Origin of the sequence: Nonomuraea angiospora (assembly GCF_014873145.1) — a bacterium.
GTDB lineage: Bacteria > Actinomycetota > Actinomycetes > Streptosporangiales > Streptosporangiaceae > Nonomuraea > Nonomuraea angiospora.
Genome location: NZ_JADBEK010000001.1, coordinates 9,316,395 through 9,329,756 on the forward strand (window position 1 = coordinate 9,316,395; position 13,362 = coordinate 9,329,756).

12 protein-coding genes are annotated in these 13,362 nt (G+C 72.1%); 5 read left to right on the top strand and 7 right to left on the bottom strand.

Annotated features, from left to right (window positions below; genetic code table 11):
• Nucleotides 1-17 precede the first annotated feature (17 nt).
• Nucleotides 18-674 (bottom strand): hypothetical protein, encoded by a 657-nt coding sequence (locus H4W80_RS42950; protein ID WP_192790305.1) that lies wholly within the window; start codon nucleotides 672-674, stop codon nucleotides 18-20.
• Nucleotides 675-748: 74 nt separating this feature from the next.
• Nucleotides 749-2,104, bottom strand: coding sequence for a dipeptidase (locus tag H4W80_RS42955; protein ID WP_192790306.1), 1,356 nt, complete (start codon nucleotides 2,102-2,104; stop codon nucleotides 749-751).
• Nucleotides 2,105-2,367: 263 nt separating this feature from the next.
• Here H4W80_RS42955 and H4W80_RS42960 point away from each other — a divergent pair, with 263 nt between their 5' ends.
• Nucleotides 2,368-3,750 carry an aspartate aminotransferase family protein gene (locus tag H4W80_RS42960; protein WP_192790307.1) on the top strand — a complete coding sequence of 461 codons (1,383 nt, stop codon included), beginning with the start codon at nucleotides 2,368-2,370 and terminating at the stop codon, nucleotides 3,748-3,750.
• Nucleotides 3,751-3,799: 49 nt separating this feature from the next.
• On the top strand, nucleotides 3,800-4,909 hold the full coding sequence (gene ald / locus H4W80_RS42965; RefSeq protein WP_192790308.1) for an alanine dehydrogenase: 1,110 nt from the start codon (nucleotides 3,800-3,802) through the stop codon (nucleotides 4,907-4,909).
• A gap of 25 nt (nucleotides 4,910-4,934) precedes the next feature.
• Here the strand turns inward: ald and H4W80_RS42970 are convergent, their stop codons facing one another.
• From H4W80_RS42970 to H4W80_RS42985, 4 genes are all read right to left on the bottom strand, one after another.
• The gene (locus tag H4W80_RS42970) at nucleotides 4,935-6,320 is read right to left on the bottom strand and encodes a tetratricopeptide repeat protein (RefSeq protein ID WP_192790309.1); all 1,386 of its coding nucleotides are present in this window, start codon (nucleotides 6,318-6,320) and stop codon (nucleotides 4,935-4,937) included.
• Between the two features lie 56 nt (nucleotides 6,321-6,376).
• A complete protein-coding gene (locus H4W80_RS42975) occupies nucleotides 6,377-7,336 on the bottom strand; it encodes an urease accessory protein UreH domain-containing protein (RefSeq protein ID WP_192790310.1) in 960 nt (319 codons plus the stop codon).
• Between the two features lie 73 nt (nucleotides 7,337-7,409).
• A complete protein-coding gene (locus H4W80_RS42980) occupies nucleotides 7,410-7,649 on the bottom strand; it encodes an SHOCT domain-containing protein (protein WP_192790311.1) in 240 nt (79 codons plus the stop codon).
• A 95-nt stretch (nucleotides 7,650-7,744) separates the two neighbouring features.
• Nucleotides 7,745-8,713, bottom strand: coding sequence for an Lrp/AsnC family transcriptional regulator (locus H4W80_RS42985; RefSeq protein ID WP_192790312.1), 969 nt, complete (start codon nucleotides 8,711-8,713; stop codon nucleotides 7,745-7,747).
• Between the two features lie 86 nt (nucleotides 8,714-8,799).
• Between H4W80_RS42985 and H4W80_RS42990 the strand changes: the two genes are divergently transcribed.
• The gene (locus H4W80_RS42990) at nucleotides 8,800-9,630 is read left to right on the top strand and encodes an SDR family oxidoreductase (protein WP_192790313.1); all 831 of its coding nucleotides are present in this window, start codon (nucleotides 8,800-8,802) and stop codon (nucleotides 9,628-9,630) included.
• Here the strand turns inward: H4W80_RS42990 and ggt are convergent.
• Nucleotides 9,627-11,348, bottom strand: a complete 1,722-nt coding sequence (gene ggt, locus H4W80_RS42995; protein WP_192790314.1) for a gamma-glutamyltransferase — start codon at nucleotides 11,346-11,348, stop codon at nucleotides 9,627-9,629. The genes H4W80_RS42990 and ggt overlap by 4 nt on opposite strands.
• A 95-nt stretch (nucleotides 11,349-11,443) precedes the next feature.
• On the opposite strand from ggt, the gene H4W80_RS63970 reads away from it, so the two are divergent.
• Both H4W80_RS63970 and H4W80_RS43005 read left to right on the top strand, forming a co-directional pair.
• Nucleotides 11,444-12,550 carry a sensor histidine kinase gene (locus H4W80_RS63970; RefSeq protein WP_192790315.1) on the top strand — a complete coding sequence of 369 codons (1,107 nt, stop codon included), beginning with the start codon at nucleotides 11,444-11,446 and terminating at the stop codon, nucleotides 12,548-12,550.
• Nucleotides 12,547-13,194 carry a response regulator transcription factor gene (locus tag H4W80_RS43005; RefSeq protein WP_192790316.1) on the top strand — a complete coding sequence of 216 codons (648 nt, stop codon included), beginning with the start codon at nucleotides 12,547-12,549 and terminating at the stop codon, nucleotides 13,192-13,194. The genes H4W80_RS63970 and H4W80_RS43005 overlap by 4 nt, the downstream gene beginning before the upstream one ends.
• Nucleotides 13,195-13,362: the final 168 nt, after the last annotated feature.

A 13,362-nucleotide genomic window follows, 5' to 3' on the forward strand; every position in this document is an offset into this window, starting at 1 on the left:
ACGCCGGAACGATCCCTTTACTCGGTGGCGGTCGCCTGGGCGTCCTTCAGCTTCTGCATGGCCACCTTCGCCGCGCGCTTGCTCAGACCCGGGTCGAACGTCCCGAAGAAGCCGTCGCTCACCAGCAGCATGACGCTGTTCCCGGTCCCGATGAGCACGACGTCCGCCGCGAAACTCGGCTTGGAGTTCAGGGCGGGGATCGTCTTGCGGTGCCTGATGCCGTAGGTCCAGGAGCCGAACTTGCCGATGGAGAGCTTGGTGGTGCCGGCCTTGGAGGAGCCGGAGTTCGCCTTGACCCCGGCGCAGTCGCGGACCATGACCTTGCCCACGGCCTCCCAGCGGGCCAGCCGCGCCGGAGTCCCGCTGATCAGGAACTGCTTGACGCCGGACGGCTTGCCCTCCTCGTCGATGAAGGCCGCCGCCTTGCTCGCGAGGATGGGCTTCAGCGCCTTGATGGCGCCGCGGCACTTCTTCGTGTGCGCCGCCTCGGAGTCCAGCGCCTCACGGATGTGCTTCGGGTTCTCCGTGTACGCCTCGCCCAGGTCGCCGGGCGTGATCAGGGCCTCGCTCAGCTGGGCGGAGGTCAGCGGCTTGGCGGGGGCGGCGGCCACGGCGGGAGCCGTGGCGGCCAGCAGGAAGGAGGCGGCGAGGCCGCCTAAGATCGCGGAACGCATGGAACGGATCTTAGGGGTCGCAGGGCGCGAGCCCGCGCGGTCGCACGGGGCGAGCCCGCGCGACCTGTCTGTCCTCACACCCCGAGCGCGGAGGGCAGGCTGAGCTCGTGGAGGAACAGGGCCTCCGTCGTCGCCACCCGCCGCAGCTCCTCCAGGTCCACTCGCTCGTTGGGCGCGTGGATGGCCGCGTCCTCGTCCTCCGCCCCGAACAGCAGGATCTCCGCCGCCGGGAACTGCTTCAGGAGCGTGTTGACCAGGGGGATCGAGCCTCCGGCGCCGACGTCCCTGGGCGGGCGGCCGAAGGCGCGCTCCATGGCCCGGTTGAGGGCGGCGCGGGCCTTGCCGCCCGAGTCCGCCTGGAAGCCCGAGCCCACCGTCAGGTCCGCGAACGACACCTGGACGCCCCACGGCGCCACCTTGCGCAGGAACTCGACCACGGCGTTCACCGTCACCTTCGGGTCGCCCGCCGGGGGGACGCGGACGGTCACGCGGGCCCGCGCGACGGGCTGGACCGCGTTGACCGCGCCCGAGACCGTCGGCACGTCCAGGCCCGTCACCGTGATCGCGTACGACGCCCAGAGCCGGTCGGCCAGCGAGCCCGAGCCCACCAGCGAGACGCCGTCGAGGACGCCGGCGGTCTTCCTGAACTCCTCCTCCGACGGCCCCTGCCCGAGGAAGGTGCCGCGCGGCAGGCCGGGCACGCGGATGTCGCCGTTGTCGTCGTGCAGCGAGGTCAGCATGCGCATGAGCGCGGCCAGCGCGTCGGGGGCCGCGCCGCCGAACGAGCCGCTGTGCACCGGCTCGCGCAGCGTGCGCACCTCGATGGTGAACGCCGCCATGCCGCGCAGCGAGGTCGTGACCGCCGGGTCGCCGACCCGCGGGTTGCCTGTGTCGGCCACCACGATGGCGTCGGCCCGCAGCAGCTCGGGGTTGCGCTCGACGAACGCCTCCAGACGCTCGCCCGCGTATTCCTCCTGGCCCTCGATGATGACCTTGATACCCACGGGGAAGCGGCCCTGGAAGGCGCGCAGGGCGGTGATGTGGGAGAGGATGCCGGACTTGTCGTCCGCGCAGCCCCGCCCGTACAGCTTGCCGTCGATCAAGGTCGGCTCGAACGGCGGGGTGCGCCACGCGGCCGGGTCGCCGGCGGGCTGCACGTCGTAGTGCGCGTACAGCAGGACCGTGGGCATGCCGGGCGGTGCGGGGGCCTCGGCGAAGACCGCCGGGAAGCTGCCCTCGACCTGCACCTGCTGGACGCGCGGCAGGCCCACGGAGCGCAGCAGCTCTTCCGTCATCGCGGCGGCGGCGAAGACCGGCTCCTCCGGGTGCCCGGGGAAGGCCACGGAGGGTATGGCGGCCAGCCGCCGCAGCTCCTCGACGGCCTGGGGCATCGCGGCGGCGACGGCGCTCTCAATCTGTTCAGGAGTCACGGAAGGGTCCCCCGGGGGTCGTTATCAGAAGGTTCGGGCTGGTCTCAGCATGTTGCTCTCATTGGATCACACAACGTTCCACGTGCGAGAACGCCGCGGCGGCGCAGGTGACCCGCGCGCCAATCTACATGCGGATTTCGTTGCTGTTACATAGGCGTTCTGCGGATACCGATTTTCTTGCATATTGCTACGACCGATTCGCTTGGCAAATCCGCAGGTGAGCATGCAGACTGTGGGGAGTTGAGACACGAGGGAAGATAACCATGACGCAGCCGGAAAACGACGTCCTGAAGGCCGCGCAGGACAACCTGTGGTTGCACTTCACCAGGCACAGCGCCTATCAGCAGTCCGAGATCCCGACCATCGTGCGCGGTGAGGGGTCCTACGTCTACGACATCCACGGCAAGCGCTACCTCGACGGTCTGGCCGGGCTCTTCGTGGTCCAGGTCGGCCACGGACGCCAGGAGCTGGCCGAGGCCGCCGCCAAGCAGGCTCAGGAGCTGGCGTTCTTCCCGCTGTGGTCATACGCCCACCCGAAGGCCGCCGAGCTGGCCCAGCGGCTGGCCGCGTACACGCCCGGCGAGCTCAACCGCGTCTTCTTCACCACCGGCGGCGGCGAGGCGGTCGAGACCGCCTGGAAGCTGGCCAAGCAGTATTACAAGCTCATCGGCAAGCCGCTCAAGCACAAGGTCATCAGCCGCCAGATCGCCTACCACGGCACCCCGCAGGGCGCGCTGTCGATCACCGGCATCCCGGCGTTCAAGCAGATGTTCGAGCCGCTGGTGCCCGGCTCGGTCCGGGTCCCCAACACCAACCACTACCGCGCCGACGAGATCACCGGCGTCAAGGGCATGTCGCCCGAGGAGTACGGCTTCTGGGCGGCCGAGCGCGTGGCCCGCGCCATCGAGATGGAGGGCCCCGACACCGTCGCCGCCGTCTTCGCCGAGCCCGTGCAGAACGCCGGCGGCTGCTTCCCGCCCCCTCCCGGCTACTTCCAGCGGCTGCGCGAGATCTGCGACGAGTACGACGTGCTGCTCGTCTCCGACGAGGTCATCTGCGCCTTCGGCCGGCTCGGCACGATGTTCGGCGGCCAGAAGTTCGACTACGTGCCCGACATCATCACCTGTGCCAAGGGCATGACCAGCGGCTACTCGCCCATCGGCGCCATGATCGCGCACGAGCGGCTGTTCGAGCCGTTCAAGGGCGGCGACGCCATGTTCGCCCACGGCTACACCTTCGGCGGCCACCCGGTCTCGTCGGCCGTCGCGCTGGCCAACCTCGACATCTTCGAGCGCGAGGACCTGCTCGGCCACGTCACCAGGAACGAGCCGCTGTTCAAGGAGACCCTCGACGGCCTGCGCGACCTGCCGATCGTCGGCGACGTGCGCGGCTCGGGCTACTTCTGGGGCATCGAGCTGGTCAAGGACAAGGTCACCAAGGAGACGTTCACCGCCGACGAGTCCGAGCGGCTGCTGCGCGGCTTCCTGTCCAAGGCGCTGTTCGACGCCGGCCTCTACTGCCGCGCCGACGACCGCGGCGATCCTGTCATCCAGCTGGCGCCCCCGCTGATCGCGGGGCCCGAGGAGTTCGCCGAGATCGGGTCGATACTCCGCGGCGTGCTCACCGAGGCGTGGTCGCGCCTGTAACACCCCTCAGTCCGGTACGACGGCGTGCCGGTTCGCGAAAGGATCAACCATGAAGATCGGCGTTCCTGCCGAGGTCAAGAACCACGAATATCGCGTTGCCGCCACGCCCGCCGGAGTCCACGAGCTGGTGCGCAACGGTCACGACGTCCTGGTCCAGCGGGGTGCGGGCCTGGGCTCGCACATCCCGGACGAGGAATACCTCTCGGCGGGGGCGAAGATCCTCGACAGCGCCGACGCCGTGTGGGGCGAGGCGGACATGGTGCTCAAGGTCAAGGAGCCCATCGCCGAGGAGTACCACCGGCTGCGTGAGGGGCTCGTGCTCTTCACGTACCTGCACCTGGCCGCCTCGCGCCCCTGCACGGACGCGCTGCTGAACGCCAGGACGACCGGCATCGCGTACGAGACCGTCCAGGTGGGCAACGCGCTGCCGCTGCTCGCCCCGATGTCCGAGGTCGCCGGCCGTCTCGCGCCGCAGGTGGGGGCCTACAACCTGATGCGCTTCAACGGCGGCCGCGGCATCCTGCCGGGCGGCGTGCCCGGCGTCGCCCCGGCCAAGGTGGTCGTGATCGGCGGCGGCGTGTCCGGCCTCAACGCCGCGCAGATCGCCGTCGGCATGGGCGCGGACGTCACCGTGCTCGACACGAACATCGACCGCCTGCGCTTCATCGACGCCATCTACCAGGGCCGGCTCAAGACGCTGGTCTCGACGTCGTACGCGATCGAGCAGGAGGTCCTGCAGGCCGACCTGGTCATCGGCGCGGTGCTGATCCCCGGGGCCAAGGCCCCGACGCTGGTCTCCAACGACCTGGTCTCGCGCATGAAGCCGGGCTCCGTGCTCGTCGACATCGCCATCGACCAGGGCGGCTGCTTCGAGGACTCGCGCCCGACCACGCACGCCGAGCCGACGTACAAGGTGCACGAGTCGGTCTTCTACTGCGTGGCCAACATGCCGGGCTCCGTGGCCAACACCTCCACCTACGCCCTGACGAACGCGACCCTCCCGTACGCGGTCAAGCTGGCCAACCTGGGCTGGCGCGAGGCGCTCAGCACCGACGCCGGCCTCGCGGGCGGGCTCAACACGCACGACGGCCTGCTCACCAACGGGCCGGTGGCCGAGGCGCTCGGCCTGCCGTTCACCCCGGTGACCGAACTGGTGTGACGAGGAGCGCCCGGGCGTGCGCCGGTCAGCGCACGCCCAGGCGTCTACGCAGGTCGCGGGCCGTGGCCAGCACGTGCTCGATCTCGCCGCAGCTCGGCCACGGAGCGGTGCCGGGGCGCAGCAGCGTGCCGCGCACCGACGCCAGGTGCTCGATCGCGCTCGGGTGCAGCCCGCTGCGGGCCACCAGCCACCCGATCACGTCGGAGTGATCGTGCAGCGGCCGGGTCACCAGGTCCCACGTGCCGAGCACCTCGGTCAGGTCGCCCACGTCCAGCGCGGCGCCGCCCCTGCGCCCGGTGGCCGCCGCGGCCAGCTCGGCCCTGGCGGCCAGCTCCGGCTCGGCGTGCCGCCCCCACGTGGGCGGCGGCGGATCGGACAGCCACTCCTGCGCCTCGCCCAGCTCACCGGCCACCGACAGCAGCCCGCCCAGCTCGACGGCGGCCCCGCGGTGCCCGGCCCGCGCCGCCTGCCTGAACCAGTGCTGCCCGCCCGCCAGGTCGCCGAACTCGGCGATCAGCAGCAGGCCGTAGTTGAAGGCCGCCTCGGCGTCCCCGCCGGCCGCCGCCCGGCCGAACCAGTGGCTGGCCGCCGCGCAGTCCCTCAGCTCGACGCAGACGAATCCAGCCATCCGCTGGTCGTAGCCGCGCCCGGCGCCGGCGGCCTGCTCGAACCAGGCGCGGGCGGTGCGCAGGTCGCCCATGGACAGCGCGATCTCGCCGAGCCGGGAGGCGGCGCCCGGGTGCTCGCTCTTGGCGGCCAGCCGGTAGTAGGCCTCCGCGCCCTCGGGGTCGCGGCTGGCGTGCAGGTAGAGGCCCATGCAGTACGCCGAGTCCGGGTGGCCGCCCCTGGCCGCGTACTCCCACCAGCGCACGGTCTCCTCGTCGTCGCCCGTCGCGTAGGCCAGGAAGCCCAGGTCGTGCGCCGAGGCCAGGTCGCCCTCCGCGGCCGCCGTGCGGTGCCACTCGCGGGCCGCCGCCAGCTCGCCCGCGTCCTCGCACATCAGCGCCAGCCTGCGGGCCGCGGTGCTGGAGCCGCCGTGGGCCGCGACCTCGTACCAGCGCCGCGCCCTGTCGGGGTCTCCGCGCTGCTCCAGCAGGAGCGTCGCCAGGTTGCTCGCCGCCTCGGCGTCGCCGGCGCCGGCCGCGAGCTCGTACCAGCTGACGGCATCGACCAGGCTGCCGTGCATCTCGTGCCAGACGCCCAGGTTGTACGCGCTGTCCAGGTTGCCGGCGTCGGCCGCCCGCTCCCACCAGTGCTTGGCGGCCGCGCGGTCGCCGTGCTGGGCATAGAGCTTGCCGAGCCGGTGCGCGGCCTGCGCGTCGCCGGCCCCCGCGGCGGCCAGCAGCTCGGGCTCGTCTCCCACGCGCGGCGCCGGTACGGACGGCGCCGCGACCTCTCCTTGCCAGGCCATGGCGACCAGCGTGGCACGTGATCGCGCGATCGCGAACGGTAATCGCCGACATGGCGTCAGGAGAAGTCGATGAAGCCCGCGTACATGCCCATCCCGCACACGTACCGCAGCGCGCCCTTCGGCTGCGGCGGCAGGCGTACGGTGGCCGGCAGCGCGACGTCGCGCCCGCCGATCGTGACCGTGCCGGTACACCCCCGGTCGACCAGCTTGAACACCACCTCGACCGGCGCGCCGGCGCGGGCCGTCACGACGGCCGGCCGGTAGCCCTCGCGGGTCGCCCAGACCGTCACGGTCTGCTCGCCGGAGCCCGGCGCGGCGGGCGAGGGCCTGGAGGCGGCCGGCGGGGTGCCGCCGATCCAGCCGCCCAGGCTGAGCCCGGCGCCGACGGTCCAGAGCCCGGCGGCGATGGCCACGACCCCGGCCAGCCGGGCCAGCCGGGTGCGGGAGACGCGCCGCAGCACGTACCCGAGCAGCGCGAACGCCGGAGCGGTGCCCAGCACGAACCCCGCCATGGCCGCCGCCCCCGCCACCGGCGAGCCGCTGGAGATCGCGATCATCTCCATGCCGAGGGTCACGCCGCAGGGCACCAGGATGGTGGCCGCGCCCAGCAGCGGCGCCTTGTAGCGCGAAGGGGCGCCGGCCTCGGGCTTCGCCGCGCAGTGACCGCGCCGGAGCAGCCGGACCGCGAAGACGATCACCGTGAGCCCGGCCGCGACGAGCAGCACCGCGCGGGCCGCGGGCGGGAGGCTGACGGCCGAGCCGAGCAGCCCGAGCAGCGCTCCGGCCGTGGTGTACGAGGCCAGCCGCCCCGCCAGGAACCAGCCGACCTGCGCGGGATCGCGCCCGTGGCAGTGATCGACCAGGCCCATGAGCAGGCTGCCCTGGGCCGCGGTGCACGAGGCCGTCCCCGCCACCAGCCCGGCGGCGACTCCGCCGGCCAGCAGGGTGAAGGCGCTCAGCGGACGAGCACCAGACTGAACGTGGTGACGGATCGCATACCTGTCCCCGCTCTCCATGTATCCGTTACCCGAACCGTAACGCCCGGTCCCTGAATGCGGCCAGTGACAGTAATTGCACTCTTAGCGATGTTTAGGATGTCCAGCCCTTGAGAACGGACACCTTCTCGAAGTACTCGTCCTCGCCCATCTCGCCGCGGGCGTACCGCTCGGCGAGGATTTGCTCCGCCGCCGCGGTGGGCGACGCGGGAGCCGCGGCGGGCGCGTGGCGCGGCCCCCACCAGCCCTTGCGCCGGGCCGTGATGGCCAGCGCGACGACGGCGACCCAGAACAGGCTCCAGAAGAACGGGATGATCGGCCAGAAGCTGTGCATGTCTCCTCCTTGACGTGGTGCCTTTCAGCGTGCCGGTCGGAGGGGCGGGCCGAATCGCACGCCAGGCCCTGTTCGCAGTCAGCCCGGGGGAGTGTTCACGCGGGCCGCCCGTACGCCTGCGGGGGTAGCGCGCCGGTGCGTTTGACCGTCCGGAGGACGGGGGCGGTCTCCAGCGTCTGGACGGCGTCCAGGGCGCTCACCCGTTCGGTGAGGTAGCGGTACAGGTCGGCGTTGTCGCGGCAGATGGCGGTGGCGAGGAGGTTGGTCGGGCCGGTGGTGACGCTGGCGAAGGAGATCTCGGGGTGGCCCGCGAGGGTCCTGGCCACGTGGAGCAGCTCGGAGGGGCGCACGGTCATCCACAGCCGGGCCTCGGCGCGGTAGCCGAGCAGCCTGGGGGAGTAGTCGAGCTGGATGATGAGCGCGCCGGACTCGCGCAGCAGGCGCAGCCGGCGCTTGGCCGTGGCCTCCGACCAGCCGGTGGCCCTGGCCAGCTCCGCGTATCCGGCCCGGCCGTCCCTGGCCAGCACGTCCAGGAGGCGGTGGTCCTCCTCCTGGAGGACGACGCCGTCCGATCCGGTACGCGCGCCGGGACGCAGCCGGCCGGCCTGCTCGGCGGTGAGCCAGGCCAGCCCCTGCCAGCCGTCGGGCAGGGCGAAGCCGTGCAGGAGCGAATGCGCGGTCATGGCCAGGACGCGGCCGGTCCTGGGCAGCTTCTCCAGCAGGACCGTGTCGGGCGACTGGGCGAAGCACGAGATCTCGGTGCCGCCGGACAGCAGGTGCACCCAGTACGTGTCGGGCCTCCTGGCCAGGGCCTCGGCGATGGCGGTGCCCGCGTCGGGCGTGCAGCGCACGCGGATGGTCCACGGCGTGTAGCCGAGGAGCGCGCCGTCGAGGCCGCCCACCACCCTGATCACGCCCGCCGCCGTGAGCCTGCGGTAGCGGCGGGCGACGGTCTGCTCGGAGACGCCGAGCACGTCGGCGATCCTGGCGAAGGGGGCGCGGCCGTCGAGCTGGAGCGCGTGTACCAGGCCGCGGTCCACGCCGTCGAGTTCGGCGGATTCCATCCGGTCAGGCTAGTGCCCTGGAGGAAAACCACTGAAATATCGCGAAAAATTGGGGCAGCTTCGGCCCGGGGGTCAGCCTTGGACCCATGATTCTCGTAACCGGAGCCACCGGAAACGTCGGCCGCCAGGTCGTCCACCAGCTCGTCGAGGCGGGCCACCCCGTACGCGCCATGACCCGTGACCCCTCCTGGGCGGCCCTGCCGGGGGCCGTCGAGGTGGTCAAGGGCGAGCACGAGACCATCGACCGGTGCCTCGACGGCGTCGAGTCGGTCTTCCTCATCTGGCCCTTCCACACCGCGGACCTCGCCCCCGCCGTGGTCGGCGCGATCAGGCGGCACGCCCGCCGCGTCGTCCTGCTCTCCTCGGGCGCGGTACGCGACCAGCCCGACTCGTCCGTCGGCCTTTCGCACGGCGAGCTCGAACAGCGCATCGAGCAGTCGGGCCTGGCCTGGACCATGCTCTGGCCCAGCACGTTCGCCGCGAACGCGTTCTGGTGGCGCGACCAGATCCGCTCGGGGGACGTGGTGCGCGGCGCGTTCGGCGCGGTGCCGATGGCGATGCTGCACGAGCGCGACATCGCCGCCGTGGCCGTACGGGCGCTGACCACGGACGGCCACGACGAGGCCCGTTACGCGCTGACGGGGCCGCAGGCGCTGACCCAGGTCGAGCAGGTGCGGATCCTCGGCGACGCGCTCGGACGCCCGCTGCGCTGGCAGGAGCTCAGCAGGGAGGAGGAGCGGCGGCGGCTGCTGGCCGACGACTCCTTCCCCGACGCGTTCGTGGACGCGCTGCTCGACGGCTACGCGCAGATGCTCGACGGCCCGCCGCCCGCCCTGACGAACACGGTCGAGCAGGTGACGGGCCGGCCCGCGCGGTCCTTCGCCGAATGGGCGAAGGACCGCGCGGGCGACTTCTAGGGCGCCACCACCAGCGCGCTGCCGCCGCCGCGGCGGACGGGCTCGGCGACGGCCTGGATCCGGCCCCGGCCGACGAACTCCAGCGCCGTCGCCGCCCCGATCTCCGGGTTGAGCGCGAAACTGTGCCCCTTGGCCTCCAGTTCGGCCCGGTACTTGTCCAGGAACGCCTGCTCCGCCTGGGTCTGCGCGGTGTTGCGCTGCGTGGCGCGCGGCGCGGCGAGCGCGTCCGGGAGGCTCATCCCGAAGTCGTACCGGTTGACCAGGATCTGCAGCACGGTCGTGATGATGGTGGAGCCGCCCGGCGAGCCGACCGCCAGCACCGGCCTGCCGTGCTCGAACACCAGCGTCGGCGACATCGACGAGCGGGGACGCTTGCCGGGGCCGGGCAGGTTGGGGTCGCCGGGCGCCGGGCCGAACGTGAAGTCGGTCAGCTCGTTGTTGAGCAGCACGCCGCGTCCGGGCACCACGATGCCGTTGCCGCCGGTGGACTCGATGGTCAGGTTGTAGGCGACCACGTTGCCCCAGCGGTCGGCGACGACGAGATGGGTGGTCTCGGGGCCTTCGTCCGCGACCGGGGTGGCGGTGCCGGTGGGCTGGGCGCAGGGCTCGTACGAACCGTCCGGGTTGCCGGGCGCCGCCGGGTGGGCCGTCGCCCGGTCGCCGATCAGGCAGGCCCGCTCCTTGGCGAAGCCGTCGGACAGCAGCTCCTTGAGCGGCACGCCGGGCAGGTCGCCGACGTACTTGCCGCGGTCGGCGAAGGCCAGCCGGGACGCCTCCAGGTATTCGTGCAGGCCGACCTGGGGGAGGGCTTCGAGGATGTTGAGGGCCTCGCCGACGGTCGAGCCGCCGGAGGACGGGGGCGCCATGCCGTACACGTCCTTGCCCTTGTAGGAGATCTTGGTGGGTTCGCGCAGGAGCGCGCGGTAGGCCCGCAGGTCGGACAGCTCCATCAGGCCCGGCCGGACGTTGCGGGTGCTGCCGGGGGTGACCGGCGGCTGCTTGACGGTGGCCACGATCTCCCGGCCGAGCCGGCCGCCGTACAGCCAGCCGGGGCCGCGCTTTCCGAGCTCCCGGTAGGTGGCCGCCAGCTCGGGGTTCCTGAACACCGAGCCGACGGGCGGCGGGGCGCCGTTGGGCAGGTAGAGCTTGGCCGTGGAGGTGAAGTCCTTGAACCGGGCCGCGTTGTCGGCGGTCTGCTGGTAGAAGGTCTGGTCGACGACGAAGCCCTTGGAAGCCACGTCGATGGCGGGCTGGAGGGCCTCTTTGAGGGAGAGCGTGCCGAATTTGCGCAGGGCCAGGTCCCAGTTCGCGACCGTGCCCGGAATGCCCGCCGACAGGCCGCTGGTGACGCCCTCGTCGAACGGGATGCCTTCCAACGTGGTCGGGGTCATGGCCTGCGGGGCGGTCTCACGGCCGTCGATCGTGAAGACCTTGCGCTGCCTGGCGTCGTAGTACACCATGAAGCCGCCGCCGGCCAGGCCCGCGGAGTACGGCTCCGTGACGCCCAGCACCGCGCCCGCGGCGACGGCGGCGTCGACGGCGTTGCCTCCCCTCCTGAGCACGGCGATGGCGGCTTTGCTCGCGTCGAGGTCGACGGTGGCGACGGCGCCCCCGTACCCCTCCGCGACCGGGACCTTCTGCTGGGGCCCGGCCAGCGCGGGTGGTGCTGACACGAGGGTGAGAAGGACTGCTGCTGCGGGAACGATCACTCGGCGCATGGTCCCTACGATGGCCCACGTACGCCCGTCGCGGTAGGGCCCCCTCACACGCTGGGATGATGCGCAGGTCAGAGCACTGACCTAGCGTAGGGGTCGTGCGAGGAAAGTTCGGATTCGATCCTTATCTCGCCCTCATCGTGGCGGCCGCCCAGTTCGTCGTCGCCAAGGGGGCGTCCTGGGGGCAGCGGTTCGACAGGGAGCCGCTCGACCCGTACGCGTACGGGCTGCTGCTGATCGGGCCGCTGGCGATCCTGCTGCACCGCCGTTTCCCGCTGCTCACGACCGCCGCCGCGCTCGGCGCCTGCGACCTCTACCTGGCCGGCGGGTACGCCTACGGCCCCAGCTTCATCAGCCCCGCGGTCCTGCTGTTCCTGCTGGTCACGCGGGGCAGGAGGGCGATGGCCTGGTTCATGGCGGGGATGACGGTGCTGTCGTTCCTCAGCTACGCCTGGCTGATCGGCAACCGCGACCTGTTCCACAGCGTGTGGATCCTCACGTTCATCATGCTGCTCATGGTCGTGGCCGAGCTGGTCAGGATCGTCAGGGAGCGCCGGGCCGAGCGTGAGCGCGTCGCCGAGGAGGAGGCCAGGCGGCAGGCCAGCGAGGAGCGGCTGACCATGGCGCAGGAGCTGCACGACGTGCTCGCGCACAACATCTCGCTCATCCACGTGCAGGCGTCCACCGCGCTGCACCTCATCGACGACAACCCCGACCACGCCAAGACCGCTCTGGCCACCATCAAGACGGCGTCCAAGGAGGTTCTGGGCGAGATGCGCTCGGTCCTGAACGTCCTGCGCGAAGGGGCGCCCCGTTCCCCCACGGCCGGGCTCGACCGCCTCGACGACCTGATCGAGCGTTCGGGCATGGACGTGAGGCTCAAACGCGTCGGCTCGCGGCCGTTGCCGCCGCAGGTGGAGCGGGCCGCGTACCGGATCGTGCAGGAGTCGCTGACCAACGCCGCCAGGTACGCGCCCGGCTCGTCGGTGAGCGTGCGCCTGGAGTACGGCGAGCAGGAGCTGGCCATCCACGTCTCGGACACCGGCGCGACGACCGCCCCCGTGCTGGCCGAGGCGGGCAGCGGCAACGGCATCCCCGGCATGCGCGAGCGGGCCTCCGCGCTGGGCGGCACACTGGTCGCCGGGCCGTCCGGCACGGGGTTCCAGGTCGAGGCCCGGCTGCCACTACCCGAGGAGACCTCATGATCAAGGTGCTGCTGGCCGACGACCAGGCGCTGGTCCGCGCCGGCTTCAAGGCGCTGCTCGACGCCCAGCCGGACATGACCGTGGTGGCGGAGGCGGCCGACGGCGCCGAGGCGATCCGGCTGGCCGGCGAGCACCGGCCCGACGTGGTGCTGATGGACATCCGCATGCCCGGCACCGACGGCCTGACCGCCACCCGGCAGATGCCGCCGGGGCCGCACATCATCATCCTGACGACGTTCGAGCTGGACGAGTACGTCTTCGAGGCGCTGCGCGGCGGGGCCAGCGGCTTCCTGGTCAAGGACACCGAGCCGGCCGAGCTGATCCAGGCCGTCCGGGTGGTGGCGGCGGGGGAGGCGCTGCTGTCGCCGAGCGTGACGCGCCGGCTGATCGCCGAGTACGCCTCCCGGGCCAAGGAGCCGGTCGCCGCCGACGGGCTCGACCAGCTCACCGAGCGCGAACGCGAGGTGCTCGCCCTGGTCGGGACCGGCATGACGAACGACGAGATCGCGGCCAAGCTGTTCATGTCACCGGCGACGGCCAAGACGCACGTGAGCCGGACCATGATGAAGCTGCACGCCCGCGACCGCGCCCAGCTCGTGGTGATCGCCTACGAATCGGGCCTGGTCAAGCCCGGCTGGCTGTAAGCCCGAACCACTGCTGAGCCGCGCGACCGCGCCGGACAGCCAGATCGGCTCACCCAAGGGCAGGTCCCGGCCCAGCGCGCGGCGCACGGCCGCCCGGAAGTCCTCCGCCGTCACGGGACCGTCGCCGGGAGCCCGGGCGGACCCCGCCAGGCCCAGCTCGCACGCGAG